General features: G+C 62.8%; 25 protein-coding genes. 19 read left to right on the top strand and 6 right to left on the bottom strand.

The features are described 5' to 3' along the window. Positions 1 to 34 precede the first annotated feature (34 nt). From lipA to DEM27_RS14795, 4 genes are all read left to right on the top strand, one after another. Positions 35 to 1,006: a lipoyl synthase gene (gene lipA / locus DEM27_RS14810; RefSeq protein ID WP_109459031.1), complete on the top strand. Its 972-nt coding sequence runs from the start codon at positions 35 to 37 to the stop codon at positions 1,004 to 1,006. Between the two features lie 75 nt (positions 1,007 to 1,081). Beyond that, positions 1,082 to 1,639 (top strand): P-loop NTPase family protein, encoded by a 558-nt coding sequence (locus tag DEM27_RS14805; protein WP_109459278.1) that lies wholly within the window; start codon positions 1,082 to 1,084, stop codon positions 1,637 to 1,639. Positions 1,640 to 1,657: 18 nt separating this feature from the next. Continuing rightward, entirely contained in the window at positions 1,658 to 2,116 is a 459-nt protein-coding gene (locus DEM27_RS14800; RefSeq protein WP_109459030.1) for a type II toxin-antitoxin system RatA family toxin, read from the top strand. An 87-nt stretch (positions 2,117 to 2,203) separates the two neighbouring features. Next, positions 2,204 to 2,506 (top strand): hypothetical protein, encoded by a 303-nt coding sequence (locus tag DEM27_RS14795; RefSeq protein WP_109459029.1) that lies wholly within the window; start codon positions 2,204 to 2,206, stop codon positions 2,504 to 2,506. 39 nt (positions 2,507 to 2,545) lie between these two features. On the opposite strand, the gene DEM27_RS14790 is transcribed toward DEM27_RS14795, so the two are convergent. Both DEM27_RS14790 and DEM27_RS14785 read right to left on the bottom strand, forming a co-directional pair. Then, a complete protein-coding gene (locus DEM27_RS14790) occupies positions 2,546 to 3,046 on the bottom strand; it encodes a CinA family protein (RefSeq protein WP_109459028.1) in 501 nt (166 codons plus the stop codon). Next, positions 3,043 to 4,254 (bottom strand): bifunctional 2-C-methyl-D-erythritol 4-phosphate cytidylyltransferase/2-C-methyl-D-erythritol 2,4-cyclodiphosphate synthase, encoded by a 1,212-nt coding sequence (locus DEM27_RS14785; RefSeq protein WP_109459277.1) that lies wholly within the window; start codon positions 4,252 to 4,254, stop codon positions 3,043 to 3,045. Before DEM27_RS14785 ends, DEM27_RS14790 begins: the two co-directional genes overlap by 4 nt. 150 nt (positions 4,255 to 4,404) lie before the next feature. Between DEM27_RS14785 and dusB the strand changes: the two genes are divergently transcribed. From dusB to hflX, 9 genes are all read left to right on the top strand, one after another. Further along, positions 4,405 to 5,430 carry a tRNA dihydrouridine synthase DusB gene (dusB, locus tag DEM27_RS14780; protein ID WP_109459027.1) on the top strand — a complete coding sequence of 342 codons (1,026 nt, stop codon included), beginning with the start codon at positions 4,405 to 4,407 and terminating at the stop codon, positions 5,428 to 5,430. Continuing rightward, positions 5,427 to 6,581: a two-component system sensor histidine kinase NtrB gene (locus DEM27_RS14775; RefSeq protein WP_109459026.1), complete on the top strand. Its 1,155-nt coding sequence runs from the start codon at positions 5,427 to 5,429 to the stop codon at positions 6,579 to 6,581. The genes dusB and DEM27_RS14775 overlap by 4 nt, the downstream gene beginning before the upstream one ends. Next, a complete protein-coding gene (gene ntrC / locus DEM27_RS14770) occupies positions 6,578 to 8,029 on the top strand; it encodes a nitrogen regulation protein NR(I) (protein WP_109459025.1) in 1,452 nt (483 codons plus the stop codon). The genes DEM27_RS14775 and ntrC overlap by 4 nt, the downstream gene beginning before the upstream one ends. 409 nt (positions 8,030 to 8,438) lie before the next feature. Then, positions 8,439 to 10,697 (top strand): sensor histidine kinase NtrY-like, encoded by a 2,259-nt coding sequence (locus DEM27_RS14765; protein ID WP_420028826.1) that lies wholly within the window; start codon positions 8,439 to 8,441, stop codon positions 10,695 to 10,697. After that, positions 10,687 to 12,051 (top strand): nitrogen assimilation response regulator NtrX, encoded by a 1,365-nt coding sequence (ntrX, locus tag DEM27_RS14760; protein ID WP_109459023.1) that lies wholly within the window; start codon positions 10,687 to 10,689, stop codon positions 12,049 to 12,051. Before DEM27_RS14765 ends, ntrX begins: the two co-directional genes overlap by 11 nt. A 39-nt stretch (positions 12,052 to 12,090) precedes the next feature. Beyond that, positions 12,091 to 13,467 (top strand): Trk system potassium transporter TrkA, encoded by a 1,377-nt coding sequence (gene trkA, locus DEM27_RS14755; protein ID WP_109459022.1) that lies wholly within the window; start codon positions 12,091 to 12,093, stop codon positions 13,465 to 13,467. Between the two features lie 21 nt (positions 13,468 to 13,488). Next, positions 13,489 to 14,352, top strand: coding sequence for a D-amino-acid transaminase (locus DEM27_RS14750; protein WP_109459021.1), 864 nt, complete (start codon positions 13,489 to 13,491; stop codon positions 14,350 to 14,352). Positions 14,353 to 14,466: 114 nt separating this feature from the next. Further along, positions 14,467 to 14,709 carry an RNA chaperone Hfq gene (gene hfq / locus DEM27_RS14745; RefSeq protein WP_003539403.1) on the top strand — a complete coding sequence of 81 codons (243 nt, stop codon included), beginning with the start codon at positions 14,467 to 14,469 and terminating at the stop codon, positions 14,707 to 14,709. 77 nt (positions 14,710 to 14,786) lie between these two features. Further along, on the top strand, positions 14,787 to 16,130 hold the full coding sequence (gene hflX / locus DEM27_RS14740; protein WP_165823438.1) for a GTPase HflX: 1,344 nt from the start codon (positions 14,787 to 14,789) through the stop codon (positions 16,128 to 16,130). 75 nt (positions 16,131 to 16,205) lie between these two features. On the opposite strand, the gene DEM27_RS14735 is transcribed toward hflX, so the two are convergent. The 3 genes from DEM27_RS14735 to DEM27_RS14725 form a co-directional block, all read right to left on the bottom strand. Further along, on the bottom strand, positions 16,206 to 16,955 hold the full coding sequence (locus tag DEM27_RS14735) for a 3-keto-5-aminohexanoate cleavage protein (RefSeq protein WP_109459019.1): 750 nt from the start codon (positions 16,953 to 16,955) through the stop codon (positions 16,206 to 16,208). 135 nt (positions 16,956 to 17,090) lie between these two features. After that, entirely contained in the window at positions 17,091 to 17,924 is an 834-nt protein-coding gene (gene mazG, locus DEM27_RS14730; protein ID WP_109459018.1) for a nucleoside triphosphate pyrophosphohydrolase, read from the bottom strand. A 34-nt stretch (positions 17,925 to 17,958) separates the two neighbouring features. Further along, a complete protein-coding gene (locus DEM27_RS14725; protein WP_109459276.1) occupies positions 17,959 to 18,507 on the bottom strand; it encodes a nucleoside deaminase in 549 nt (182 codons plus the stop codon). Between the two features lie 270 nt (positions 18,508 to 18,777). On the opposite strand from DEM27_RS14725, the gene cysG reads away from it, so the two are divergent. The 5 genes from cysG to DEM27_RS14700 all read left to right on the top strand — a co-directional run bounded on the left by cysG (position 18,778) and on the right by DEM27_RS14700 (position 23,727). Continuing rightward, positions 18,778 to 20,220 (top strand): siroheme synthase CysG, encoded by a 1,443-nt coding sequence (gene cysG / locus DEM27_RS14720; RefSeq protein WP_109459275.1) that lies wholly within the window; start codon positions 18,778 to 18,780, stop codon positions 20,218 to 20,220. A 1-nt stretch (position 20,221) separates the two neighbouring features. After that, the gene (locus DEM27_RS14715; protein WP_109459017.1) at positions 20,222 to 20,536 is read left to right on the top strand and encodes a DUF2849 domain-containing protein; all 315 of its coding nucleotides are present in this window, start codon (positions 20,222 to 20,224) and stop codon (positions 20,534 to 20,536) included. A 7-nt stretch (positions 20,537 to 20,543) separates the two neighbouring features. Next, positions 20,544 to 22,217 carry a nitrite/sulfite reductase gene (locus DEM27_RS14710; RefSeq protein ID WP_109459016.1) on the top strand — a complete coding sequence of 558 codons (1,674 nt, stop codon included), beginning with the start codon at positions 20,544 to 20,546 and terminating at the stop codon, positions 22,215 to 22,217. 10 nt (positions 22,218 to 22,227) lie between these two features. Continuing rightward, positions 22,228 to 22,740 carry a DUF934 domain-containing protein gene (locus tag DEM27_RS14705; protein WP_109459015.1) on the top strand — a complete coding sequence of 171 codons (513 nt, stop codon included), beginning with the start codon at positions 22,228 to 22,230 and terminating at the stop codon, positions 22,738 to 22,740. Positions 22,741 to 22,914: 174 nt separating this feature from the next. Further along, the gene (locus DEM27_RS14700) at positions 22,915 to 23,727 is read left to right on the top strand and encodes a ferredoxin--NADP reductase (RefSeq protein ID WP_109459014.1); all 813 of its coding nucleotides are present in this window, start codon (positions 22,915 to 22,917) and stop codon (positions 23,725 to 23,727) included. A 54-nt stretch (positions 23,728 to 23,781) separates the two neighbouring features. Here DEM27_RS14700 and DEM27_RS14695 read toward each other — a convergent pair whose 3' ends face one another. Further along, positions 23,782 to 24,405 (bottom strand): GntR family transcriptional regulator, encoded by a 624-nt coding sequence (locus tag DEM27_RS14695; protein ID WP_109459013.1) that lies wholly within the window; start codon positions 24,403 to 24,405, stop codon positions 23,782 to 23,784. A 399-nt stretch (positions 24,406 to 24,804) separates the two neighbouring features. On the opposite strand from DEM27_RS14695, the gene DEM27_RS14690 reads away from it, so the two are divergent. Then, a complete protein-coding gene (locus DEM27_RS14690) occupies positions 24,805 to 26,067 on the top strand; it encodes a ferredoxin reductase family protein (protein WP_245445853.1) in 1,263 nt (420 codons plus the stop codon). Positions 26,068 to 26,134: the final 67 nt, after the last annotated feature.

Raw genomic sequence — 26,134 nt, 5'->3', positions numbered from 1 at the left:
AGTGCCGCATGGGGCGGCGGAAAGTTGGAAGATCATGGTCACCATTCTCGACAGGATCAATCCCGAGGAAAAGCGCGTCCGTCACCCCGAAAAGGCCCATCGGCCCGATACGGAAGTGATGCGCAAGCCGGAGTGGATCCGCGTCAAGGCGCCGACATCAAAAGGCTATGCCGAAACCCGCTCGATCGTGAAGGAGCACAAGCTCGTCACCGTCTGCGAGGAGGCGGGCTGCCCGAATATCGGCGAGTGCTGGGACAAGAAGCACGCCACCTTCATGATCATGGGCGAGATCTGTACCCGCGCCTGCGCCTTCTGTAATGTCGCCACCGGCAAGCCGAATGCGCTGGATATGGCCGAACCGGAAAACGTCGCCAAGGCGGTGAGGGAGATGGGGCTTTCCCACGTCGTCATCACCTCCGTCGACCGTGACGACCTCGCCGATGGCGGCGCCGAACATTTCGAGAAGGTGATCTGGGCGATCCGTGCCGCTTCGCCACTGACGACTATCGAAATCCTGACGCCCGACTTCCTGAAGAAGCCCGGTGCGCTGGAGCGCGTCGTCGCCGCCAAGCCCGACGTCTTCAACCACAACATGGAGACCGTTCCGGGCAACTATCTGACCGTCCGTCCGGGCGCGCGCTATTTCCACTCCGTCCGCCTGTTGCAGCGGGTGAAGGAACTCGACCCGACGATGTTCACCAAGTCCGGCATCATGGTCGGTCTCGGCGAGGAGCGCAACGAAGTGCTGCAGCTGATGGACGACCTGCGCACCGCCGACGTCGATTTCCTGACGATCGGCCAATATCTGCAGCCGACCCGCAAGCACCACAAGGTCGAACGGTTCGTCACGCCTGACGAGTTCAAGTCCTACGAGACGGTCGCCTATACCAAGGGCTTCCTGATGGTGGCGTCGAGCCCGCTGACCCGTTCCTCGCACCACGCCGGCGACGACTTCGCCCGGCTGCGGGCAGCGCGCGAAAAGAAGCTTCTCGCCGCAGCGGAATAGACATCTTTCCCATCTTCCTATAAGCCCCGCCGTCCGCCCGATGGCGGGGTTTTTCGTTTCGGGAAGGGAATGGCGATGATTGCTTCGATCACGATCGACGACGCGGCCGGCAGGCTGAAGACCGCCGAACGGGTGCTGGTGATCGGCTGCTCCGGCAGCGGCAAGAGCACGCTATCGCAAAAACTCTCTTCGCGTCTTGATTTGCCTTATGTCTCCATGGACCGGGAAATCTTCTGGTTGCCCGGCTGGCAGATGCGGTCGCGACCGGAAGCGCGGGCGCGGCTGGAGGCTGTCGTCGCACGGCAACGTTGGATCATCGACGGCACCAGCCCCGGCACCTTGGCGTTGCGGCTGCCGCGCACGGATCTTGTCCTCTGGCTCCGCCCGCCGCGCCGGGTGTCGCTTTATGGCGTCATCTCCCGCTGGCTGCGCTTTTACGGACGGTCGCGTCCGGACATGGCGGACGGCTGTCCGGAAAAGATCGACCTCGAATTCCTGCGCTACATCTGGAATTTCGAGAAGACGGAAAGTCCGGAAATCGAGGAAAACCTGGCGAGTCACGGACCGGATGTCCCGGTTCTGGTGTTGAAATCCCGGGCAGCGACCACGTGGCTACTTGCAAGAATGGTATAGGATCATTAGCTCTCGGCCATGCCTCAATTCGAAACCACGCGTCCCGTCCTGCATTCCCCCGAGAAGATGTTCGATCTTGTCGCCGATGTCGAACGTTATCCCGAATTCCTGCCGCTCTGCGAGGCGCTGTCCGTTCGCTCCCGCAAGGAGCGCGATGGCAAGGTGTTGCTGGTCGCGGACATGACGGTCGGCTACAAGGCGATCCGCGAGACGTTCACCACCCAGGTGCTGCTCAACAGGGACGAGCGCATCATCGATGTCAAATATATCGACGGCCCGTTCAAATATCTCGACAACCGCTGGCGCTTCGAGGCTGCCGCAAACGGCTGCGACGTGCGTTTCTTCATCGATTACGAATTCAAGAGCCGTATCCTGGGCGCGTTGATGGGTTCGATGTTCGACCGCGCCTTCCGCATGTTCGCGGAAGCCTTCGAGAAGCGGGCGGATGCGATCTATGGAACGGCGGCGTCGGCCTGATTTCATTTGGACATCGCGGCGGCGGCGAATAATGTCATGTCGTTGCACGTCTTCGTCGAAGACAATGCCTTTTGGTGAGAGAGTCCCGTGAGATCATTCAGTATACCGGCGATCATCCTGCTCGCCAGCCTGCCCCTGGCAGGCTGCGTCGATGGCGAACGTGGATATAGTTACAGCAGTTATGACGGTTATAGCGGTTATTATGTCGATCGCTCCTTCGAGCGCGACCGATATTATGAGCGCCGCCGTGAGCGTGCCGAACGGCATGCGTTCGAGGAGCGCCGTCGCGAGCGTGCGCGCCGCGATCGCCGCGAAGACGCGATCTACGGCGAGGAACCGGTCCGCGGCCCCAATGTCATTCGTGTGCCGGATGATGGCGGCGGCTACTGACACACAGGAACTGAAGGGAAGGGCGTAAACCGCCCGCTTTTACTCCCCCGACAGCGACAGGATCATGTCGAGCGCCGTTCTGACTGTTGCAAGCCGGACGGCGTTGCGGCCGATGTCGCCATAACGCATCTCCCGGTGCAGCAATGCTCCGCTCCTCGATTTGGCAGCGAGATGGACGAGGCCGACCGGCTTTGCCTTCGAACCGCCACCCGGCCCGGCGATGCCGGTGACCGCAACGGCAACGCTTGCCCGCGAGCGGAAGAGCGCGCCGTGAACCATCTGCAGCGCCGTTTCCTTCGATACCGCGCCGAATTGCACCAGCGTGTCCTGCCGGACGCCGAGCATCTGCTGCTTGGCTTCGTTGGTGTAGGTCACAAATCCCCGGTCGACGACGGCCGACGATCCGGCAATATCCGTCAGCGCCCCGGCGATCAGTCCTCCCGTGCATGATTCTGCCGTTGCGACCATCAACTGACGTTGCGTGAAGCATTTGACGATTTCAGCCGCTTGTGCCTCGATATCAGCCGGGAAAAGGCTCATGTCCCGCTCCTCCGATAGACCACGGTCGCCGTGGCGATGGCGGCGATGCCTTCGCGGCGGCCGATGAAACCGATCTTTTCGTTGGTCGTCGCCTTGACCGAACAGCGGTCGAGGTCGATGCCCAGAATCTCCGAAAGCTTCTCCCGCATCGCCAGGCGATGCGGCCCGACCTTCGGCGCTTCTGCGATCAGCGAAACGTCGGCGTTCATGATCGTCCCGCCGTTTTCGCGCACGATCTTTGCAGCGTGTTCAAGGAAGATGCGCGATGCCGCACCCTTCCATTGCGGATCCGACGGCGGGAAATGGTCGCCGATATCGCCGGCGCCGCAGGTGGCGAGAAGCGCGTCGGTCAAGGCATGCAGGGCCACATCCGCATCCGAATGCCCCTTGAGTCTCTGGTCGTGCGGAATGAAGATGCCGCAGAGCGTCACACCGTCGCCCGCTTCCAGCTGGTGCACGTCGTAGCCGTTGCCGGTGCGGACGTCCGGAAGCTGGCTGGCGGAGAGTTTTTCATCGGCCATGGCGATATCCCGTTTCACGGTAAGCTTGACGTTGTCGGGCGACCCTTCGACGAGGGTCACGCGGTGTCCGTTCCATTCGGCGATCGCGGCATCGTCGGTGAAGGCCGTCAGGCCGGCGGCGGCGGCCTTTTCGTGCGCGTCGAGGATGAGCGGAAAGGAGAAGGATTGCGGCGTCTGGGCGCCAAAAAGGCCGGCGCGGGGCACGGTCTCGGCCACAAAGCCTTCCGGCGAGCCGCGCTTCAGGGTGTCGGCCACCGCAACGGCGGGCAACACGCTCTCGGCGCCGTTTTCGAAGGCTGAGACGACACGGTCGAGCACGGCGTGATCGATGAACGGGCGCACCGCATCATGGATCATTACATGTGTCACATCCGTGCCTTGAAGCGCGCGTAGCCCGTTGAGCACAGATTCCTGCCGCAACGGGCCGCCATGCACCACAAGCAGATTGTCCAGTCCGTCCACGAATCGCAATGCGTCCTGGAAAAGCGCTTCGTCGTCGGGATGGATGACCACGCACATCCGCACAGGGACCGGCCAGCGGGCGAATTGGTCCAAAGTATGAGCGATCACCGGCTTGCCGCCGATCGGCCGGTATTGTTTCGGCCCCTCTTGCGGAGAGCCGGCCCGTTCGCCGCGTCCGGCAGCAACAACCACCACTCCGATGGACATCACACTGGTGGATTGCATTTGTTCGGCAAATTCCTTTACACGGACGCTATCGCCCAAGCTCTACAGGCTCCGCCTGGTCTTTTCCAGCATTTGCCTAAAAAATACCGGTTGCCTCGGTGCCCCCTTGGCAAGTGCGTTATTACTGGCTAAAAATAGGGCAACGATGAAATGTGCCCGAAAGATGACCATTTGACATCCGCTTTTCTTGCTGCGCCTTTCGAAGTCGGGTCCGTCCCGGTGCGCAATCGCGTCATCCTCGCTCCGATGTCCGGCGTCACCGACTTGCCGTTCCGGCAACTGGCCTGGCGCTACGGCGCCGGCCTGGTCGTCACGGAAATGGTGGCGAGCCGCGAGCTGGTCGGCAACACCCAGGAATCCTGGGCGCGGCTGAAAGGCGCGGGGCTGAAACCGCACGTGGTGCAGCTTGCAGGCCGCGAGGCCTACTGGATGGGCGAAGCGGCGCGTATCGCCGCCGACAACGGTGCCGATATCGTCGACATCAACATGGGTTGCCCGGCCAAGAAGGTGACCGGCGGTTATTCCGGCTCGGCGCTGATGCGCGAACCGGATCTTGCCCTGTCGCTGATCGAGGCGACGGTGAAGGCGGTTTCCGTGCCGGTGACGCTGAAGATGCGGCTCGGCTGGGACGAAAACTCCCTTAACGCCCCCGAAATCGCTCGCCGTGCCGAAGAGGCCGGCATCCAGTTGGTGACCATACACGGCCGGACCCGCATGCAGTTTTACGAGGGCAGGGCGGATTGGGACGCCATCCGCGCCGTGCGCGACGCGGTGCGCATTCCGCTGATCGCCAATGGCGACGTGGATACGCCGGAAGACGCGCTGGAAATCCTGCGCCGCTCCGGCGCCGATGCGGTGATGGTCGGCCGGGCCTGCCAGGGACGTCCATGGCATGCGGGCTGGCTCGCCGGCCATGCGGCTCCGGCCCGCGGTGAGATCGCCGCCATCGCCGTCGAGCATTACCGTGCCATGCTGGAGTTCTACGGCGAGCACGTTGCCATCAGGCATGCGAGAAAACATCTCGGCTGGTATCTGGAGCGTTTTGCGCCCGGCCTGCCCGCCGACGCCAAGGTGGCGATCATGACCGGCAAGGAGGCGGAGACCGTCGCGAGGCTGCTGCAACAGGCGCTGAACGACACGTCCTTTGCCAGCGCACCGGAACGGGAGGCAGCATGAGTTCCGATTCGAACCACACCCCGGCCCAAGCCGGCGGCAACGCGCTGGCGATGGCCGTGCTCAACTCCATCCAGCATCCGGTGATCCTCGTCAACGAGAGCGGCCTGATCGCTTTCGCGAACTGGGAGGCGGAGGCGTTTTTCGGCGCCAGCGCCGCTCATCTCGCCCGATACCGGATCTCGACCTTCATTCCCTTCGGCAGCCCGCTGCTGGCGCTGATCGACCAGGTGCGCGAGCGCCGGGCGCCGGTCAACGAATATCGTGTCGATCTCAGTTCGCCGCGCCTGGGGCAGGACAAGCTGGTGGATATCTATGTCGCGCCGGTCTCCAACGAGCCGGGATCGGTGGTGGTGGTGTTCCAGGAGCGCTCCATGGCCGACAAGATCGACCGGCAACTGACGCATCGCGCCGCCGCCCGCTCGGTGACCGGCCTTGCCTCGATGCTGGCGCACGAGATCAAGAACCCGCTTTCCGGCATCCGCGGCGCCGCCCAGCTTCTGGAAACCTCCGTCGGCGACGAGGACAGGACGCTGACGCGGCTGATCTGCGACGAGACCGACCGGATTGTCTCGCTGGTCGACCGCATGGAGGTGTTTTCCGACGAGAGGCCCGTCGACCGCCAGCCGATCAACATCCATTCGGTGCTCGACCATGTGAAGGCGGTGGCCAAGGCCGGTTTCGCCCGCAACATCAAGATCAGCGAGAACTACGACCCGTCATTGCCGCCGGTCTTCGCCAATCGCGACCAGCTGGTGCAGGTGTTCCTCAACCTGATCAAGAACGCCGCCGAAGCCGTCAGGGACCGGCCCGAGGGCGAGATCACGCTGACGACCGCTTATCGCCCCGGCATTCGGCTTTCGGTCGCCGGAACGCGGGAAAAGATTTCGCTGCCGCTGGAATTCTGCGTCCATGACAACGGCCCCGGCGTGCCCGGCGACTTGCTGCCGCATCTCTTCGATCCCTTCATCACCACCAAGACCAATGGTTCCGGTCTCGGCCTGGCGCTGGTCGCCAAGATCATCGGCGGCCATGGTGGCATCGTCGAATGCGACAGCCAGAATCACCGAACGACATTCCGCGTGCTGATGCCCGTCTCCAAGGACGCCACGCTCGACGATACTCCTCCCATTGCCACAGGAAACAACCGATGACCGCCACCATCCTTGTCGCAGATGACGACGCAGCCATCCGGACGGTGCTGAACCAGGCCCTTAGCCGCGCCGGATACGATGTGCGCATCACATCCAACGCTGCGACGCTGTGGCGCTGGATTTCCGCCGGCGAGGGCGACCTGGTGGTCACCGACGTGGTGATGCCGGACGAAAATGCCTTCGACCTGCTGCCGCGCATCAAGAAGGCAAGGCCCGAACTGCCGGTGCTGGTGATGAGCGCCCAGAACACCTTCATGACCGCCATCAAGGCGTCGGAAAAGGGCGCCTATGACTACCTGCCGAAACCCTTCGACCTGACGGAACTGATCGCCATCATCGGCCGGGCGCTGTCCGAGCCGAAACGCAAGCCGGCCAAGCTCGACGACGACATGCAGGACGGCATGCCGTTGGTCGGCCGCTCCGCCGCCATGCAGGAAATTTATCGCGTGCTGGCGCGCTTGATGCAGACGGACCTGACGCTGATGATCACCGGCGAATCGGGCACCGGCAAGGAACTGGTGGCCCGGGCGCTGCACGACTACGGCAAGCGCCGCAACGGCCCGTTCGTCGCCATCAACATGGCGGCGATCCCGCGCGACCTGATCGAATCGGAGCTGTTCGGCCATGAGAAGGGCGCCTTCACCGGCGCCCAGACCCGCTCCACCGGACGCTTCGAACAGGCCGAGGGCGGCACGCTGTTCCTCGACGAAATCGGCGACATGCCGATGGACGCGCAGACGCGGCTCCTGCGCGTGCTGCAGCAGGGCGAATACACCACCGTCGGCGGCCGCACGCCGATCCGCACCGACGTGCGCATCGTCGCCGCCACCAACAAGGACCTGAAGCAGTCGATCAACCAGGGCCTGTTCCGCGAGGATCTCTATTACCGCCTCAACGTCGTGCCGCTGCGCCTGCCACCGCTGCGCGACCGTGCCGAGGACATTCCCGATCTCGTCCGCCATTTCATCCAGCAGGCGGAGAAAGAAGGTCTCGGAACCAAGCGTTTCGACACCGAAGCACTGGAACTGATGAAGGCCTATGCCTGGCCAGGCAACGTGCGCGAGCTGGAAAACCTCATCCGCCGGCTGATGGCGCTTTATCCGCAGGATGTCATCACCCGCGAGATCATCGAGCAGGAGCTGCGCTCCGACGTGCCGGACAGTCCGATCGAGAAGGCCGGCGTCCGTTCCGGCTCGGTCACCATCGCCCAGGCGGTGGAGGAGAACATGCGCGTCTACTTCTCCTCCTTCGGCGACAAGCTGCCGCCGCCCGGATTGTACGACCGGGTTTTGAGCGAAATGGAATATCCCTTAATTCTCGCGGCCTTGACCGCAACCCGCGGCAACCAGATCAAGGCCGCCGACCTGCTTGGCCTCAACCGCAATACCTTGCGGAAAAAGATCCGCGAACTGGGCGTATCGGTCTATCGCAGCTCGCGGACGGCTTGACATCGCCGGAAGCCGCGTTGCATTTTCGCCACATTGCGTTGCTTAAAGGTCACGCAGCAGGTTGTTCCAGGTATCGACCGGGTCCCGCTCCGCATTCGCCGGAGCGTTCGGTTTTCCTTGGGGCGCCGGCCGGGTATTTCGGAATGTGGCTCGGGGATTTTCCGAACGATTGGGGACAAGTCGCGACGCGACTTTCGGATGGCGGCCGGAGTTTTTGCCGTTACCGCCTTGCAATCGTTTGCAATTTCCGGTTGGCACGCATGGTGCCGGTTCCCGGCGCCATGTCGATGACTGAAAGTTGTTCTGGCGTCCTTAGCCTCCCATGGTGGCGTCGGGCGCTGCAGTTATATTGGTGCGCTGGTTGAAGAGCCTGCGGCGCAAGCGGTGGCAGGCAATGGCGGAGGGGATGATGACGCCTTTGGTGGATGACGAGACCGGCGCGAATGCGCAGGATCGTCGCGCGTCCTTCGCTCTGCCGGGCATCGGTCTTGCCGGCGGTGCGCTGGTCTGCGCCGTCCTGACGCTGTTCGTGCTGCTCGGGCTGACGCCGATTGCGCCGACCACCAATGTCGTCATCGCTTCCGCCGTGCTGAACTCGCTGTTCGTTGCGGGTCTTGCGGTGCTGATCGGCCGCGAGATCGGCAGGCTTCTGAAGGCGAGGCGACGTGGCCGCGCCGCAGCGCGCCTGCATGTGCGCATCGTCGTGCTTTTCTCCATCGTGGCGATCACGCCGGCGATCCTGGTGGCGATTTTCGCCAGCATCACCCTGAATGTCGGCCTCGACCGCTGGTTCTCGCTGCGCACTCAATCGATCGTCAGTTCCTCGATGAACGTGGCGCAGGCCTACATGCTGGAAAACGCCAGCTACCTGCAGGGCCAGACGGTCTCCATGTCCAACGACCTGGAGCGCAACCGCGCCCTCTTCAACCTGGATCGAAACGGTTTCATCGAACTCATGACCCGCCAGGCCAAAGGCCGCGGCATGCTCGGCGCCTTCCTGGTGCGCGCCGACGGCTCTCCGATCGTCCAGGCGGATGTGGAGACAGAGAAGCCGCTGCCGGCGATCCCCAAGGACGCGCTGGAATCGTCCGCCGCCGGCCAGCCGACGCTCATTCCGCCGGGTGTCACCAATCTCGTCGGCGCCATCATGAAGCTGGACGACATTCCCGGCGCCTTCCTCTACACGATCCGCGCCGTCGATCCGCGCGTCATGTCCGCCATGCGGATGATGGAAGAGAACACCGCCGAATACAAGGCGATGGAGGCGTCGCGCACCTCGCTGCAGATCGCCTTCGCGGTGCTTTATCTCGGTTTCGCGCTCATCGTCCTGCTGGCCGCCATCTGGACCGCCATTGCTGTCGCCGACCGTATCGTCCGGCCGATCCGCCTGCTGATCGGCGCCGCCGACAGCGTCGCCACCGGCAATCTCAACGTCATCGTGCCGGTGCGGGCCGCCGATGGCGACGTCGGCAGCCTGTCGCGCACCTTCAACAAGATGATTTCGGAAATCCGCGGCCAGCGCGACGAGATCCTCGAAGCCAAGGACGAGGTGGACGATCGCCGCCGTTTCATCGAGGCGGTGCTGTCGGGCGTCACCGCCGCCGTCATCGGCGTCGAGGACGACCGGCGTATCAGCATCGTCAATCCGTCCGCCGAGCTTTTCCTGGCGCTGCCGGCGGATGACCTTATCGGCAAGAACCTCGCCGAGGTGGCGCCGGAGATCGACCATGTGCTCAGCGAGGCAGCCTCGCGCTACCGCACCGATTTCCGCAAGCAGATCAACCTGATGCGCAGCGGCAAGGAGCGGACGCTGAGCGTCCAGGTGACGCGCGAGGAAGCCCGCGATTCCAAGGATTCCTATGTCATCACCCTCGACGACATCACCGATCTCGTCATTGCGCAGCGCTCCACCGCCTGGGCGGATGTCGCCCGGCGCATCGCCCACGAAATCAAGAACCCGCTGACGCCGATCCAGCTGTCGGCCGAACGCATCAAGCGCCGTTTCGGCAAGCAGATCGCCGATGTCGACCGTGGTGTCTTCGACCAGTGCACCGACACCATCGTCCGCCAGGTGGAGGATATCGGCCGCATGGTCGATGAGTTCTCCGCCTTCGCCCGCATGCCGAAGCCAACCAAGGAACCGACGGACCTGCGCAACATCCTGCGCGACGCGGTGTTCCTGCGCGAGATGGGCAACACCCACGTCCGTTTCATCCGCGAGCTCGGGGACCAGCCGCTCGAAGGCATGTTCGATGCACGCATGCTGGGCCAGGCTTTCGGCAACCTGATCAAGAACGCCGTGGAGGCGATCGAGGCGGTTCCGAGCGACGAGGTGCGCGACGAACGCAAGATCCTGGTGCGCTGCCATTTCGATCCGGCCCTGGATCGCTTCACCGCCGATGTCATCGACAACGGCAAGGGCCTGCCGGTCGAAAACCGGCATCGCATTCTTGAACCCTACATGACGATGCGCGACAAGGGCACGGGCCTTGGCCTCGCCATCGTCAAGAAGATTATCGAGGAACATGGCGGGCAGCTCGAACTGCACGATGCGCCCGCCGATTTCGACCATGGCAGGGGAGCGATGATCCGGGTGCTTTTGCCGCGCCTCGACATTCCGCCGGCCCTGGCGACAGAAGATAGCAAGGAAAGTGCATATGGCGTCTGATATTCTGGTCGTCGACGACGAGGAAGATATTCGCGAGATCGTTTCGGGCATCCTCTCCGACGAGGGCCATGAAACGCGTACCGCCTATGACAGCGACAGCGCGCTGGCGGCGATTTCCGACCGCGTGCCGCGGCTTGTTTTCCTCGACATCTGGATGCAGGGTTCGAAGCTCGACGGCCTGTCGCTGCTGGACGAGATCAAAAGCCGCCATCCGGACCTGCCGGTGGTGATGATCTCCGGCCACGGCAACATCGAGACCGCCGTCTCGGCCATCCGCCGCGGCGCTTTCGACTTCATCGAAAAACCCTTCAAGTCGGACCGGCTGATCCTGATCGCCGAACGGGCGCTCGAAACCTCGAAGCTGAAGCGTGAGGTCACCGAGCTGAAGAAACGCACGGGCGATGCCGTCGAACTGATCGGCACCTCGGTCGCCGTCTCGCAGCTGCGCCAGACGATCGACAAGGCAGCGCCGACCAACAGCCGCATCATGATCCTCGGCCCCTCCGGTTCCGGCAAGGAGCTGGTGGCGCGTATGCTGCACAAGAAATCGGCCCGCGCCAGCGGTCCCTTCGTGGCCCTGAACGCCGCGACGATCACGCCCGACCGCATGGAGATCGCCCTGTTCGGCACCGAGGGCAGCCCCGGTCAGGCGCGCAAGATCGGTGCCTTGGAAGAGGCCCATCGCGGCATGCTCTATCTGGATGAAATCGGCGAAATGCCGCGCGAAACCCAGAACAAGATCTTGCGCGTGCTGGTCGATCAGCAGTTTGAGCGCGTCGGCGGCTCCAAACGTGTGAAGGTGGATGTCCGGGTGATTTCCTCCACCGCCTACAACCTCGAAAGCCTGATCGCCGAAGGTTCCTTCCGCGAAGACCTCTACCATCGCCTGGCCGTCGTGCCCGTTCGCGTGCCGGCGCTGGCCGAGCGGCGCGAGGACATTCCGTTCCTCGTCGATATGTTCATGCGGCAGATTTCCGAGCAGGCGGGCATCCGCGCCCGCAAGATCGGCGACGACGCCATGGCGGTGCTGCAGGCCCATGACTGGCCGGGCAACATCCGCCAGCTGCGCAACAATATCGAGCGGCTGATGATCCTCGCCCGCACCGACGGCCCGGATTCGGCCATCACCGCCGACATGCTGCCGACCGATCTCGGCGACATGCTGCCGAAGGTCTCGACCAAGGGCGACTACCACATCATGACGCTGCCGCTGCGCGAGGCCCGCGAAATGTTCGAGCGCGACTATCTGATCGCCCAGATCAACCGTTTCGGCGGCAATATTTCGCGCACGGCGGAATTCGTCGGCATGGAACGCTCGGCGCTGCACCGCAAGCTCAAGTCCCTGGGGGTATAAGCCCCGGCACCGCCTGACATCTCGATCGGAACAGCCAGCATGAAGGTCATCATTTGCGGTGCAGGGCAGGTGGGGTTCGGCATCGCCGAGCGGCTTGCCCAGGAAGACAACGACGTCTCGATGATCGATACGTCCGAGGCGCTGATCGGCACGGTCACCGAGACGCTCGACGTGCGCGGTTATGTCGGCCACGGCGCCCATCCCGATGTGCTGGCCAAGGCGGGCGCCGACCAGGCGGACATGATCATCGCCGTGACGCTGCACGACGAGGTCAACATCGTCGCCTGCGAGGTGGCGCATGCCTTGTTTTCCGTGCCGACCAAGATCGCCCGCATCCGCGCCCAGAACTACCTGAAGCCGGAATATGCCGATCTCTTCAGCCGCGAGCACATCTCCATCGACGTCATCATCTCGCCGGAAATCGAGGTCGGCAAGATGGTGCTGCGCCGCATCGCTTTTCCGGGCGCCGACGATATCGTGCGCTTCGCCGACGACCATATCGTCATGATGGCGATCGAGTGCATGGAGGATTGCCCGGTCGTCAACACGCCGCTGGCGCAGCTGAGCCAGCTTTTTCCCGACCTCGTCGCGACGGTGGTCGGCGTCTTCCGCGACGGCAAGGCCGAGGCCGTGCGTTCGCAGGACCAGCTCGCCGTCGGCGACCTCGCTTATGTCATCTGCAAGAAGGACCATATCCAGCGGACGCTGGATCTCTTCGGTCACGAGGAAAAGGAAGCGCAGCGTATCGTCATCGCCGGCGGCGGCAACATCGGATATTACGTCGCCAATGCCATCGAGGAAAAACAGCCGCGGACCCGCATCAAGATCATCGAGCGCGGCCGTGCCCGCGCCGAAGCGATCTCCGACCAGCTGCGCAACGCCATCGTGCTCCACGGTTCCGTTCTCGACCAGAAGATCCTGCTGGAGGCGGGCGTGCAGGATGCCGACCTGCTCGTCGCTCTCACCAATGACGACCAGTCGAACATGCTGAGCGCCGTGATGGCCAAGCAGCTTGGCTGCAAGTCGAACCTGGTGCTGCTCAACGACCTGTCCTTCCAGACGCTGGCGACCTCGATCGGCGTCGAGGCCTATGTCGACCCACGCGCCGTGACCGTGTCGCGCGTGCTGCAGCATGTCCGCAAGGGCCGCATCCGTTCGGTCTACAGCGTGCAGAAGGGCGGGGCGGAGGTCATCGAGGCGGAGGCACTGGAAACCTCGCCACTCGTCGGCAAGACGTTTCGCGAACTCGACCTGCCCGAGGGCGTACGCATCGGCGCTCTCTACCGCGACGGCGTGGTGCTGCAGCCGAGCGGCGATATGAAGATCAAGGCGCGGGACCGCGTCGTGCTGTTCGCCACGCTTGCCGCCGTGCGCCATGTCGAACAGCTGTTCCGGGTCTCCATCCAGTATTTTTGAACGAAACGAGGTCGAGGCGTCATGCCCAGAATTGCCTATGTCAACGGACGCTACCTGCCGCATTCGGATGCAGCGGTCCATATCGAGGATCGCGGCTTCCAGTTTGCCGATGGCGTCTATGAAGTCTGCGAGGTGCGCCACGGTGTCATCGTCGACCTGACACGGCATCTCGACCGGCTGGAGCGTTCGCTTGGCGAGATCAGAATCACCCTGACGATGAGCCGGATGGCTCTGTCGCAGGTGATCCGCGAAGTGTTGCGCCGCAACCGGGTCAGGAACGGGCTTTTTTACCTGCAGGTCACGCGGGGCGCTGCCCGGCGCGATCATGTCTTCCCGCCCGAGGCCACGCCGGCAACGGTGGTGGTGACGGCCAAGAGCACCGATCCCTCGATCGTCGCCAAGAAGAATGCCAACGGCATCAAGGCGATCACGCTGCCCGACAACCGCTGGGACCGCGTCGATATCAAGACCGTCGGTCTCCTGCCGAATGCGCTGGCACGCCAGCAGGCCAAGGAAGCGGGTGCCCAGGAAGCCATCTACGTCGATAAAAACGGCATGGTCACGGAAGGGGCCGCGACGAATGTCTGGATCGTCGATCGGGACGGTGTCTTGCGAACCCGACCGGCCGAGCACGGCATCCTGCGCGGTATCACCCGCACCACGCTGATGGATGTCGCCGCCGCCAAGGGTATCGCGATTCGCGAGGAGGCGTTCTCCGTCGAAGAGATGCTGGCCGCCCGCGAGGTGTTCATCACCGCCGCGACATCGATCTGCTTCCCGATCGTCGAAATCGACGGCCGGACGATCGCCAACGGCCATCCCGGCGGCATGTCACAGAAAATTCGTGAGGCCTTTTTCGACATTGCGGAAAAGACTGCGATTTGATACCTAGGCTTTGAGGGACAGGGTGCGGCAACAGCTTCGCGCCCTTTGGGACAATTTCGGTATATCCAACCGGTCGAGCGGGACCGGCAAAAAACGAAAGAAAGAAGCGGCGCGATGGCGGAACGTTCTCAGAATTTGCAGGACTTGTTTCTCAATACTGTACGCAAGCAAAAGATTTCACTGACGATATTTCTCATCAACGGCGTTAAACTGACAGGCGTCGTTACCTCCTTCGACAACTTCTGCGTTCTGTTGCGTCGTGACGGCCACTCGCAGCTCGTCTACAAGCACGCGATCTCGACCATCATGCCCGGCCAGCCGATGCAGATGTTCGAGAGCGAAGAAGCCGCATCCTGACAGGACAGAACCACATTACAAACCGCGATACATCCAGCGAATCGATCATCCCGGAAGACAAGAAACTTCGGGATGACATGCGCGCCGTCGTCATCGTCCCCGTCCTGAAAGCCGAGCGACGCGGCGGAAGGGGCGGAGCCGGCGAAGCGGCGCCGCAACCGCCCGTTCGATCCAGCGAAAGCCGGCTGGAGGAAGCCAAAGGTCTGGCGCAGGCGATCGATCTCGACGTGGTGCTCGGACTTGTGGTTTCCGTGGCGCAGCCGCGCCCGGCGACCTTGCTCGGCACCGGCAAGATCGAAGAGATCAAGGCGGCGCTCGACGAGCATGATGCCGGCCTGGTGATCGTCGATCATCCGCTGACCCCGGTGCAGCAGCGCAATCTCGAAAAGGAATGGAACGCCAAGGTCATCGACCGCACAGGCCTCATCCTGGAAATCTTCGGCCGTCGCGCCTCCACCAAGGAAGGCACGTTGCAGGTCGAGCTGGCGCATCTCAATTACCAGAAGGGCCGCCTGGTCCGCAGCTGGACCCACCTTGAACGCCAGCGCGGTGGCGCCGGTTTCATGGGTGGTCCGGGCGAGACCCAGATCGAGGCCGACCGACGCCTGTTGCAGGAGCGGATCGTCCGGCTGGAGCGTGAGCTGGAGCAGGTGGTGCGCACCCGCCAGCTGCATCGCGCCAAGCGCCGCAAGGTGCCGCATCCGATCGTGGCGCTGGTCGGCTACACCAATGCCGGCAAGTCGACGCTGTTCAACCGCATCACCGGCGCCGGCGTTCTGGCCGAGGACATGCTGTTTGCGACGCTCGACCCGACGCTGCGGCGGATGAAGCTGCCGCACGGCCGCACCGTCATCCTGTCCGATACCGTCGGTTTCATTTCAGACCTGCCGACGCATCTGGTCGCCGCTTTCCGCGCCACGCTGGAGGAGGTGCTGGAAGCGGATATCGTCCTGCATGTTCGCGACATGTCCGATCCCGACAACGGCGCCCAGGCGGCCGATGTCCTGCGAATCCTGAGCGACCTCGGCATCGACGAGAAAGATCGCGAAAACCGCATGATCGAAGTCTGGAACAAGATCGACCGGCTGGAGCCGGAGGCGGCCGAAGCGTTGACCCACAGGGCAGAGACGCAGCCGAATGCGGTGGCGCTGTCGGCAGTGAGCGGGCAGGGCGTCGATGCGCTGCTCGACGATATCGCCCACCGCCTATCCGGCGTGATGACCGAAACGACGATCGTCCTGCCGGCCGACAAGCTGAGCATCCTGCCATGGCTCTACAACAGCGCCATCGTCGACGGCCGCGAGGACCTGGAGGACGGCTCCGTCAGCCTCGACGTCCGTCTTTCGGAACAGCAGGCGCTGGAACTGGACCGCCGGCTGGGCAACGGCCCGAAGCCGGAGCGCGAAGGCTGGGAACGGTAGCGGGCTCGACGCCCGTCATCCCGGCTTCTTGCCGCCACCCTGTTCAGGTGGTCCATGTTTCAGGTCGCCCGCTATTCAGGTCGCCATGGCTGCTTGCTGCTTTTTGATGATTCCCCCTCGAAAGATCGCCACCGCTGCGGCGACGATTGCGGCATTGTCGGCGGCAACGGTGCCGTCAGGAAGATGCTTGCCGTCTTCGAGCCCAACCCGCGTCGACCAGGCGCGCTTGCGGGCGCGTTCGACGAACGGCCAGACGGTTTCGTCTGCCCCGTGAAGCAGGATGGATTTTCCGATACCGGCCGTGTCCAGCACCGCCGCTATCTCCTTGGCGACGTCATAGGCCGCATGCAGTTTCTGGATATCGATCTCGATCAGGATGCGCAGAACCTTGTCCGTATCGGGCAGTCCGACGAAACGGTGTGCGTCGCCGACCGTCGCCAGGCCGACCTCGATGCCCACGCCCTTCTTCCGCAGCAGGTCCATCACCGCCGGCGCGTCCGGTTCGGAGAGGTTGACGGAGGCGTAGTCCGGCAATTGCCTCCAGGCGTCGATGGCGCGCCGCGTCCGTTGCACATCGTTTTCGATCCAGGCGCCGGTGGAGACGCCGATGAACGTGCCGGGGCAGGCGCGCCGCACGGCCGCCATGGTCTCGTCGATAGCGTTGAGACTTTCCCGGCCATCCGGCCCGCGAGGATGGATGTGCAATTCGGCGGCACCGGCGGCGATGCAGGCCGCGCTGTCCGTCGCCATCGCTTCAGCCGTCAGGGGAAGGTGCGGGTGGAAATCCACCGGGCGGGCGCCGTTGATGCAGGCTTGAACGATCATGCAACTTTCCTTGATGGAAAGGCTGCATACTATCAGAGCAGTCCGGCGGGTCCAGCACGCTGCGGCATCATCGGCCAAGACTCAGTTCGCCGGGCGGTATTGCCGCGAGACGGGCGAGGCCCGGTCGATCGCGGTTTACCCCAGCGCCCGCTCTATCTGTTTTGCCGCCTGCCAGAGCGCTTCCATCCGCTCGAGTGTCGCGTCGTCCAGGTTTTCGCCGTTGGCCGCGAGTTCCGTCTCGATATGGTGGAAACGGCGGCGGAATTTGGTGTTGGTGCCGCGCAGCGCCTGTTCCGGATCTGCCTTGACGTGGCGGCCGATATTGACCACGGCGAAGATGAGGTCGCCGAGTTCGTCGGCCACCTTGTCCTTGCGCCCCTCCTTCAGGGCTTCCCGCAATTCGGCGATTTCTTCCTCGATCTTGTCGAGGATCGGTTCGGGCTCCGACCAGTCGAAGCCGACCTTGGCAGCCCGTTCCTGGATTTTCAGCGCCTCGGTCAGCGCCGGAAAGCTGCGCTGCACCGAACCAAGATGACCGGCCTTGAAATCCTCGACGATACCGCTTTTGGCGCGCCGCGCCGCGCGCAACGCCTTTTCCTGGCGCTTGATGTCGTCCCATTGCAGCTTGACGTCGTCGGCGGTTTCGGCGCCGGAGACGGCGAAGACATGCGGATGGCGGCGGATCATTTTTGCGGTTATCGCCTCGACGACGTCCCCGAAGGCAAAGGCGCCGGCCTCTTCGGCCATGCGGGCATGGAACACCACCTGAAGCAGCAGGTCGCCGAGTTCGTCGCAGAGATCGTCGAGGTCGTTGCGCTCGATGGCGTCGGCAACCTCATAGGCTTCCTCGATCGTATAGGGCTTGATGGTCTCGAACGTCTGAACGATATCCCAGGGGCAGCCGCCTTGCGGATTGCGCAGGGCGGCCATGATGTCGATCAGCCGCGAAATATCCTTCGATGCCTCCATGGGGGCGCCTCCGTTTGTCGTCGTGTCTGGATGTTCAGTTGAGCGGGATGTCGTTGTCGCCCTTCGAGGCCTGGTAGGTGGCCGAAAGCGTATCGTAGGCGGTGCGGATGCGCGCCATCTGCACCCTCAGCGATTTTCGCTCCGCTTCCTCTTCCGCCTCCACCAGATCGCCGACGGAAAAACAAGTCCAGAAGGCGTTCCGCTTGCGATAGCCGCCGGGCTCCAGCCCGAAAACCTCCTTGAGGATCTTCAGGTCGTGGGGAATGGCGAAGCTGTCGCGGGAATCCTCATAGCTGAAGAAATAGTAGAAATTGTCGAAACCCGCCCAGGTGATCGCCGCCATGCACATCGGGCAGGGCTCATGGGTGGAAAAGAACACAAGATCCCGGGTGTCGGGCCGCTCGCGCCGCTCGTAGAAGCGCTTCAGCGTGTGGACCTCGCCATGCCACAGCGGGTTTTCCAGCTCGTTGTTGGTTTCGGCAACCACGAGCGACAGGTCCGACTTGCGCAGGATGGCGGCGCCGAAAACCTTGTTACCGGCTGCCACGCCTTTTTCGGTGAGCGGCAGGATATCCGTTTCCATGACATTGAGCAGGCGGGCGGCGGGAACGGGAGGGGGCAAGGCACATTCCTCTGCAAGATGGTCTTCCCCGGATCAAGAAGGGCAAATCATCCGCCGTGTCAACCAAGACGCAACGCTCCGCACTCCTTTCGCATCCGCACGCGGAGTTTTGCTCAAAATCCGCCTTTGTCGAGCAAAACAATACGCTCGGACGCGACCCTGTAAATTTCTGTTTCTTCAATATTTTACCCGGATCGACGATAACAGGGCAATCTGAAACGGAACGGCATGATGACTGAGGGCAGTGAACGGCTTACCGCTTTTCCGGCCTTTTTCCGCATTGCGGGAAAGGTTGCCGCGGTTTTCGGCAATGGCGACGAGGCCTTTGCCAAGGTGCGCCTGCTCGCCAATACGCAGGCGCGCATCGTCGTCTTCGCCGATGCTCCGGAACATGACTTCCGCGCCTACATCGAAACGAACGGTATCGAGTATATCGCAGCACCATTCGACGCCCGGCAGGTCGCGGGTGCGACGCTCGTTTTTGCCGCCACCGGCGATCAGGCGCTCGACGCCCGCATCGCCGCCACCGCCCGTGCACTCAAAATTCCGGCGAATGCCGTGGACCAGCCGGACCATTGCGACTTCTTCACGCCGGCGATCGTCAACCGCGCCCCGGTGGTGGTCGCCATCGGCACGGAGGGCGCCGGACCGGTTCTGGCGCAGATGATTCGCGCCCAGGTCGATCAACTGTTGTCTCCTTCGCTCGGGCGCCTTGCCCGTCTTGCCACCGACTACAGGGCCGCCGTCGACCGGCTGTTGCCGCGCGGCGTGACGCGCCGGGTCTTCTGGCGGCATTTCTTTTCCGGCGCCGTCGCGTCGGCGGTTGCCTCGGGCGACGACGAAGGCGCCGTTGCCCATGCGGACCGCCTGCTGTCGTCGACGGAGCGTGTTGCCGGCCGCGTCTGGCTGGTCGGCGCCGGGCCGGGGGCGGAGGATCTGCTGACGCTGCGCGCCCAGCGCGTGATGATGGAGGCCGATGTCCTGGTCTACGACGCCTTGGTGCCGCAGGCGATCGTCGACATGGGCCGCCGCGACGCCGAACGCATTTCCGTCGGCAAGCGCAAGGGCTGCCACAGCAAGTCGCAGGACGAGATCAACGACCTGCTCGTCGAACTCGGCCGCGCCGGCAAGCGTGTCGTGCGGTTGAAATCAGGCGATCCGCTGGTCTACGGCCGGGCGGGCGAGGAGATGGCGGCATTGCGGGCCGCCGGCATCGGTTACGAGGTGGTGCCCGGCATCACCTCCGCCTTCGCCGCCGCGGCCGATTTCGAACTGCCGCTGACATTGCGGGGCGTCGCCTCGTCGCTGGTCTTCACCACCGGTCATGATCTCACCGGCGACGTCCTGCCGGACTGGGCGAGCCTGGCGGTCTCCGGCGCAACGATTGCGGTCTACATGGGCCGCACCGTCGCGGCTTCGGTCGCCGAACGGCTGATGCTGGCCGGGTTGCCGGCCGAAACGACCGTGGCGGTGGTGGAAAACGCCAGCCGGACCGACCGCAGGCTGCTGCACGGCATCCTGCGCGATCTTCCAGACCTGCAGCATCGCGAGGATCTCGGCGGGCCAGTCATGGTCATCATCGGCGATGCGGTCGCCGGCGCCAATTTTGAATTGTCGGAGCCACTGGTCCGTGCCAGAATCCGGTTCGAAAAACAGATGCAAGGAGCGGAATGACATGGTGGACAAGGTTCTGACGGCGAACCGGCTGGCGGATGGCATTGCCGTATGGCTGGATGCCGGCGGCGAATGGACGACATCGCTGCAGGACGCCCTCGTCGCCCGCCATGCAGAGGCCGTTTCCGCGCTTGAGGACATCGGCAAGAAAGCCTATGCCGACAACAAGGTCGTTGACGTGAACGTCGTCGAGGTCCAGGAAACCGAGGGTATCCTTTGGCCGTTGCGCCTGCGCGAACGCATCCGCGCCCAGGGGCCGACGATGGTCTATGCAAAGGGTTATGCGCCCGCCGATCCCGAATTCATCGCAGTCTGAGGAAGTTATGTATCGTTACGACGAATTTGACCACGCTTTTGTCGCCGAACGCGTCGCGCAGTTCCGTGACCAGGTGGAGCGGCGCCTGTCCGGCGAGCTTTCCGAGGATGCGTTCAAGCCGCTGCGCCTGATGAACGGCGTCTACCTGCAGCTTCACGCCTACATGCTGCGCATCGCCATTCCCTACGGCACGCTGAATTCGAAGCAGATGCGCATGCTCGCCCATGTCGCGCGCACCTACGACCGCGGTTACGGCCACTTCACCACCCGCCAGAACCTGCAGTTCAACTGGCCGAAGCTCTCCGACATGTCGGACGTTCTGGCCGAGCTTGCCAGCGTCGAGATGCATGCGATCCAGACGTCGGGCAACTGCATTCGCAATGTCACCGCCGATCATTTCGCCGGTGCCGCTGCCGACGAAGTCGCCGATCCGCGGCCCTATGCCGAAATCCTGCGGCAGTGGTCGTCGGTTCATCCGGAGTTTTCGTTCCTGCCGCGCAAGTTCAAGATCGCCGTCACCGGCGCCGAGCGCGACCGCGCCGCCATCCAGGTCCACGATATCGGCCTGCACTTGAAGAAGAACGACAAGGGCGAGATCGGTTTCGCCGTCTATGTCGGCGGCGGTCAGGGCCGCACGCCGATGGTCGCCAAGCTGATCCGCGAGTTCCTGCCGGAAGAGGACCTGTTGTCCTACACGACCGCCGTCATGCGCGTGTACAACCTGCATGGCCGCCGCGACAACAAGTACAAGGCCCGCATCAAGATCCTCGTGCACGAAACCGGCGCCGAAGAGCTTGCCCGCCAGGTGGAAGTCGAGTTCGCCCAGTTGCGCGACACGGAACTGAAGCTGCCGGAGGCGGATGTCGCGGCGATCAGCGCCTATTTCGCACCGCCGGCCCTGGCCGAGCGCGCCGAAGGCTGGGAAAGCCTGGCCCGCTGGAAGAAGGCGGATCCGGATTTCGCCCGCTGGGTGCAGCAGAACGTCCAGCCGCACAAGAACCCCGACTACGGCATGGTGACGATTTCGCTCAAGCCGATCGGCGGCATTCCGGGGGATGCGACCGACAGCCAGATGGATGCCGTCGCCGATATCGCCGAAGAATACGCTCTCGACGAGATCCGCGTCAGCCATGAGCAGAACCTCATCCTGCCGCATGTGGCGCTGGCCGATCTGGAGCCGGTCTACCGCGCGCTCGTCGCCCATGGTCTTGCAACCGCCAATGCCGGCCTGATTACCGACATCATTGCCTGTCCCGGGCTGGACTATTGCGCGCTCGCCAATGCCCGCTCCATTCCGGTGGCGCAGGAAATCTCCAGCCGCTTCGGTTCGCCGGAGCGTCAGGAGGAGATCGGTGAGTTGAAGATCAAGATTTCCGGCTGCATCAATGCCTGCGGCCACCACCATGTCGGCCATATCGGCCTGCTCGGCGTCGAGAAGAAGGGCGCGGAACTCTATCAGATCACGCTCGGCGGTTCCGGCGACGAACACACCTCGATCGGCGAGATCATCGGTCGCGGTTTCGAGCCGAACAAGGTGACGGACGCGATCGAGACCATTGTCGATACCTATCTCGGCCTGCGTCTCGACAAGGCCGAGACCTTCCTCGCCGCCTATCGCCGCGTCGGCCCGCAGCCGTTCAAGGATGCGCTCTATGGCGGCTCGACCGCGGAAGCGGCGTAAGGGGACGGCGATGACGAAGATCTGGAAGGAAACCGGTTTTGTCGAAAACGATCCGTGGGTGATCGAAACCGAAGAAACCAAGGCCACCGAGAACCAGAAGCCGCTGCTGCCGCTGGACGCGCTGATCGCCCGGGCCGAGGAAAGCAACGATGTCGGACTCGGCGTGCTGATCAAGCCGGCAGACGATGTTCGCAAGCTGGAGCCCTATCTCGATCGGCTGGAAATCGTTGCGGTCGCCTTCCCGGCCTTCAACGACGGACGGGCCTTCAGCCATGCATCGCTGCTGCGCCAGCAGCTCGGCTACGCCAACGAGTTGCGGGCGGTCGGCGACGTTCTGATCGACCAGGTTCCGCTGATGCTGCGTGTCGGCATCGACAGTTTTGCAGTGACCAACGCAACGGCGTTGAAGCGGCTTGCTGAAAACCGGCTGCCGGGCATTCCGCACCATTACCAGCCGACTGTGCGTAAGGCCGACGATCCGGGCTCCTACAGCTGGCGCCGGGTGTCGCGCACCATCTCCTGAACAGGGCAGGGCGCTTTGCGGCGCCGATGCCGCCGAAAACTTGAGGATGAAAAGCATATTTCGTCGCAGGGCCTGGCAAAGGCATGCTTTGCCTTTATTCGGTGGCGAAGTTAGAGTATCAGCCTACACGTGAAATAAGCCGTCCGCAGACGATTTTCAGGATTTCCGATCGACATGAACGCACCCGCCAAGACCGAAGATTTCGCAGCTTCCATCCCCGCCGGCGTTTTTGCCGAGACGGTTCTCAGCGTGCAGCATTACACCGACCGGCTGTTCCGCTTCCGCATGACACGGCCGGCTGGTTTCCGTTTCCGTTCGGGCGAGTTCGCGATGATCGGCCTGATGGTCGGCGACAAGCCGATCTACCGCGCCTATTCGATCGCCAGCCCCGCCTGGGACGAGGAACTCGAATTTTTCTCGATCAAGGTGCCGGACGGTCCGCTGACCTCCCATCTGCAGGCGATCAAGCCGGGCGATACCGTTTTGATGCGCAAGAAGCCGACGGGCACGCTGGTGCTCGACGCGCTGACGCCCGGCAAGCGGCTCTACATGTTTTCGACCGGCACCGGCATCGCACCCTTCGCCAGCCTGATCCGCGATCCGGAAACCTATGAAAAATTCGAGGACGTCATCCTCACTCACACCTGCCGCGATGTCGCCGAGCTGAAATACGGCCAGGATCTCGTCGAGGAAATCCGCAACGACGACATGCTGAGCGAAATCGTCGGCAACAAGCTGCGCCTTTATTCGACCGTGACCCGCGAGGACTATCCGTTCAAGGGCCGCATCACCGACCTGATCGAGAACGGCAAGCTGTTTTCCGATCTCGGCGTTCCGCCGCTCAATCCCGAGATCGATCGCGGCATGATCTGCGGTTCCGCGGCCATGCTCAAGGATACCAAGGAATTGCTCGAGAAGGCCGGAATGCAAGAGGGCGCCAACAACAAACCGAGCGAATTCGTCATTGAGCGTGCTTTCGTCGGCTAACGGTTTTCCTAAGCTGGATGCAGAATTTGAAAAGGCGGCTGCGGGCCGCCTTTTTCATGTCTGGCTGACATGGTTGATCAGCGTCTGCATCGCCGTCTCCGCTGCCTCGGCATTGCCCTGCTGGATGGCGCGGATGACGCCGACATGCAATGAAATCGACTGGTCCATCCGTTCCACCGAAGCCTTTGAATACCAGATCCGGCGGAAATGCGTCTGCACCGGCGCCAGTGCGGCGGTCAGGAAGGTATTGGAGCAGGATTCCTCCATGATTTCGTCGAAGGCCTTGTCGGCCGCGAGAAAGCTGCCGATGTCGCCGGTGACGGCGCACCCGGTCATTTCCTGGGCGCAGGCCAGCAACGCCGTCCGTTGATCGTCGTTGGCGCCCGTGGCGACGAGTGCTGCAGCAATCGGCTCCAGCTTTCGCCGGATGGCGACGATATGCGCATGGTCGCCCGGCCGGATCTCGGCGATCTGCAGCCCGACGCGGGGACGCACGAGGATCAGGCCCTGCCAGGCAAGCTTCTGGATCGCTTCCCGCACCGGCGTGCGGCCCTGGCCGGCCATGTCGATCAACTGTTTTTCCGTCACCAGGGCTCCCGGCTTCAGCCGAAGCGTCACGATGAGGTTTTCGAGGCTGAGATAGGCGAGGTGGCTCAGCGAGCCGGCGGCGTCGGGCATCTCATTCTCCGTTGTGATATATCAGAAAATGCCACAGCTCGATTTTGATTGCAAATCTGCTGATATATCAGGGTGAAATAGGAATGTATTCCTCATAGAGACGTCGAGCTGCGTCAGAAGTGTGGTTGATGCCTTGTCGCGAGCCGAAAAATTGAAAATTGCGCATTTGACAGGGAGGCCAAGGCATGCCTGCCCAGCCTTGTCGGGACGGCAAATGTGTTGCCGTGCAACTCTTGCGGATCGTCAGGCCGATTTTCCGGGCTCTATTCGCGCCGTTTCGTCTAAACTCCGGCCGCGACGCATATTTTAGCCGGGCAAGATGTCTCCCAAGGTATTGACGCCAACTTTCCGGCTTGTAGTCTCAATGTCGCTTTCAATGGTTTCATGCGGAGAGAGACTTTGAGCCTGGGAGTTTTTCTTGTTATTATTCTGACATTGGTCGCGGCAATTCTTGCCGTGCCGGCCGTCAGCCAGACCAATGCCGAAACGACGATCTCGCTTCTGGCATCGTCGATGGCCTTCGTATTGATGGCCATCGCCCAGTTTCTTGCCGCCCGTCCGCCTTTCATCGAAAAGCTTTTCGGCGGGCTCGACCGGATCTATCGGGTACATCGCGCCATCGGCATGACCGTCCTGGGACTGATTCTGGTGCATTATTTCATTGCGCCGAATTTCAAGGGGCTGGCGCTGACCAGCGGCCTCAATTCCATCGCCCTCAATGCCGGCGAATATGCCTTCTACGGCTTTGTCGTTCTTCTGGTGTTGAGTCTGGTGAAGGTCATTCCGAAGACGAAGATCGGCCTGCCCTATCATTTCTGGCGCTGGACGCATCGGCTGATCGGCATCCTGTTCCTGATGGTTGCGTTCCATCAGATGTTCATCAAGCGTCCCTATGACGGCACGGCCCTGATCGCCACATATCTCAACATCTTCGCCCTGATCGGCATCGCCAGCTATGTCTACACGCAGTTTCTCGCCTTCGTGAAAACCAGGCGCTACCAGGTGACGAACGTGGAGCGTCACGACGGCGCCACCATCATCACGGCCTGTCCCACCGGCGGCAAGCTCAGGGCGAAGCCCGGCCAGTTCGGATTCTTCCGGGCCAGCAAGGCGGGCCTGCGAGAGCCGCATCCCTTCACCATCGCCGGCATGGAAGAGGATGGCACGGTGCGTTTCGCCATCAAGGCGCTCGGCGATTTCACCCACAAGGTGCGCGAAAACATCGCCGTCGGCGATATTTTGCGGCTTGAGGGCGGCTACGGCCATTTTAACCATCGGCGCGGCGGCAAGAAGCAGATCTGGCTTGCCGGCGGCATCGGCGTCACGCCGTTTCTCGCCATGGCCTCGAAGCTGAAAGGCGACGAGGGGCAGGATATCCACATGGTTTATTGCGTGCGCGACCGCTCCGAGGCGATCGGCGTGGAAACCTTCGAGGCCCAGGCGAAGACATTGCCGAATTTCACCTTCGTGTTGCACGATTCGGCTACCGGTGGCCGTATGGATGCCGCAAAACTCGCCGCCGGCGTCGTCGCCTTCAAGCCGGGTGAAGCCGACCTGTGGTTCTGCGGGCCACCGCAACTGCGCCGGGCGATCGAGGCCGGCCTGAAAGAAATGGGACAAAAACCAAGGCGGGTCGAATACGAGCGCTTTGAGTTCCGTTAAGCATTGTGAATGCGTGTCTGGATGTGGATGGAGAGGGACAGATCATGGTTTTCGGAGCAAGATCCGC

Origin of the sequence: Rhizobium album (genome assembly GCF_003122325.1) — a bacterium.
Lineage (GTDB): Bacteria > Pseudomonadota > Alphaproteobacteria > Rhizobiales > Rhizobiaceae > Metarhizobium > Metarhizobium album.
Note: the sequence above shows the minus strand (reverse complement) of the source record. Positions and strands in the feature narration are given on the sequence as shown.

Excerpts from the sequence above, each read along its gene's own strand:
- lipA (WP_109459031.1), top strand. The coding sequence starts at position 35 with ATGGTCACCATTCTCGACAGGATCAATCCCGAGGAAAAGCGCGTCCGT.
- DEM27_RS14805 (WP_109459278.1), top strand. The coding sequence starts at position 1,082 with ATGATTGCTTCGATCACGATCGACGACGCGGCCGGCAGGCTGAAGACC.
- DEM27_RS14800 (WP_109459030.1), top strand. The coding sequence starts at position 1,658 with ATGCCTCAATTCGAAACCACGCGTCCCGTCCTGCATTCCCCCGAGAAG.
- DEM27_RS14790 (WP_109459028.1), bottom strand. The coding sequence starts at position 3,046 with ATGAGCCTTTTCCCGGCTGATATCGAGGCACAAGCGGCTGAAATCGTC.
- DEM27_RS14785 (WP_109459277.1), bottom strand. The coding sequence starts at position 4,254 with ATGCAATCCACCAGTGTGATGTCCATCGGAGTGGTGGTTGTTGCTGCC.
- dusB (WP_109459027.1), top strand. The coding sequence starts at position 4,405 with ATGTGCCCGAAAGATGACCATTTGACATCCGCTTTTCTTGCTGCGCCT.
- DEM27_RS14775 (WP_109459026.1), top strand. The coding sequence starts at position 5,427 with ATGAGTTCCGATTCGAACCACACCCCGGCCCAAGCCGGCGGCAACGCG.
- ntrC (WP_109459025.1), top strand. The coding sequence starts at position 6,578 with ATGACCGCCACCATCCTTGTCGCAGATGACGACGCAGCCATCCGGACG.
- DEM27_RS14765 (WP_420028826.1), top strand. The coding sequence starts at position 8,439 with ATGACGCCTTTGGTGGATGACGAGACCGGCGCGAATGCGCAGGATCGT.
- ntrX (WP_109459023.1), top strand. The coding sequence starts at position 10,687 with ATGGCGTCTGATATTCTGGTCGTCGACGACGAGGAAGATATTCGCGAG.
- trkA (WP_109459022.1), top strand. The coding sequence starts at position 12,091 with ATGAAGGTCATCATTTGCGGTGCAGGGCAGGTGGGGTTCGGCATCGCC.
- DEM27_RS14750 (WP_109459021.1), top strand. The coding sequence starts at position 13,489 with ATGCCCAGAATTGCCTATGTCAACGGACGCTACCTGCCGCATTCGGAT.
- hfq (WP_003539403.1), top strand. The coding sequence starts at position 14,467 with ATGGCGGAACGTTCTCAGAATTTGCAGGACTTGTTTCTCAATACTGTA.
- hflX (WP_165823438.1), top strand. The coding sequence starts at position 14,787 with ATGCGCGCCGTCGTCATCGTCCCCGTCCTGAAAGCCGAGCGACGCGGC.
- DEM27_RS14735 (WP_109459019.1), bottom strand. The coding sequence starts at position 16,955 with ATGATCGTTCAAGCCTGCATCAACGGCGCCCGCCCGGTGGATTTCCAC.
- mazG (WP_109459018.1), bottom strand. The coding sequence starts at position 17,924 with ATGGAGGCATCGAAGGATATTTCGCGGCTGATCGACATCATGGCCGCC.
- DEM27_RS14725 (WP_109459276.1), bottom strand. The coding sequence starts at position 18,507 with ATGGAAACGGATATCCTGCCGCTCACCGAAAAAGGCGTGGCAGCCGGT.
- cysG (WP_109459275.1), top strand. The coding sequence starts at position 18,778 with ATGACTGAGGGCAGTGAACGGCTTACCGCTTTTCCGGCCTTTTTCCGC.
- DEM27_RS14715 (WP_109459017.1), top strand. The coding sequence starts at position 20,222 with ATGGTGGACAAGGTTCTGACGGCGAACCGGCTGGCGGATGGCATTGCC.
- DEM27_RS14710 (WP_109459016.1), top strand. The coding sequence starts at position 20,544 with ATGTATCGTTACGACGAATTTGACCACGCTTTTGTCGCCGAACGCGTC.
- DEM27_RS14705 (WP_109459015.1), top strand. The coding sequence starts at position 22,228 with ATGACGAAGATCTGGAAGGAAACCGGTTTTGTCGAAAACGATCCGTGG.
- DEM27_RS14700 (WP_109459014.1), top strand. The coding sequence starts at position 22,915 with ATGAACGCACCCGCCAAGACCGAAGATTTCGCAGCTTCCATCCCCGCC.
- DEM27_RS14695 (WP_109459013.1), bottom strand. The coding sequence starts at position 24,405 with ATGCCCGACGCCGCCGGCTCGCTGAGCCACCTCGCCTATCTCAGCCTC.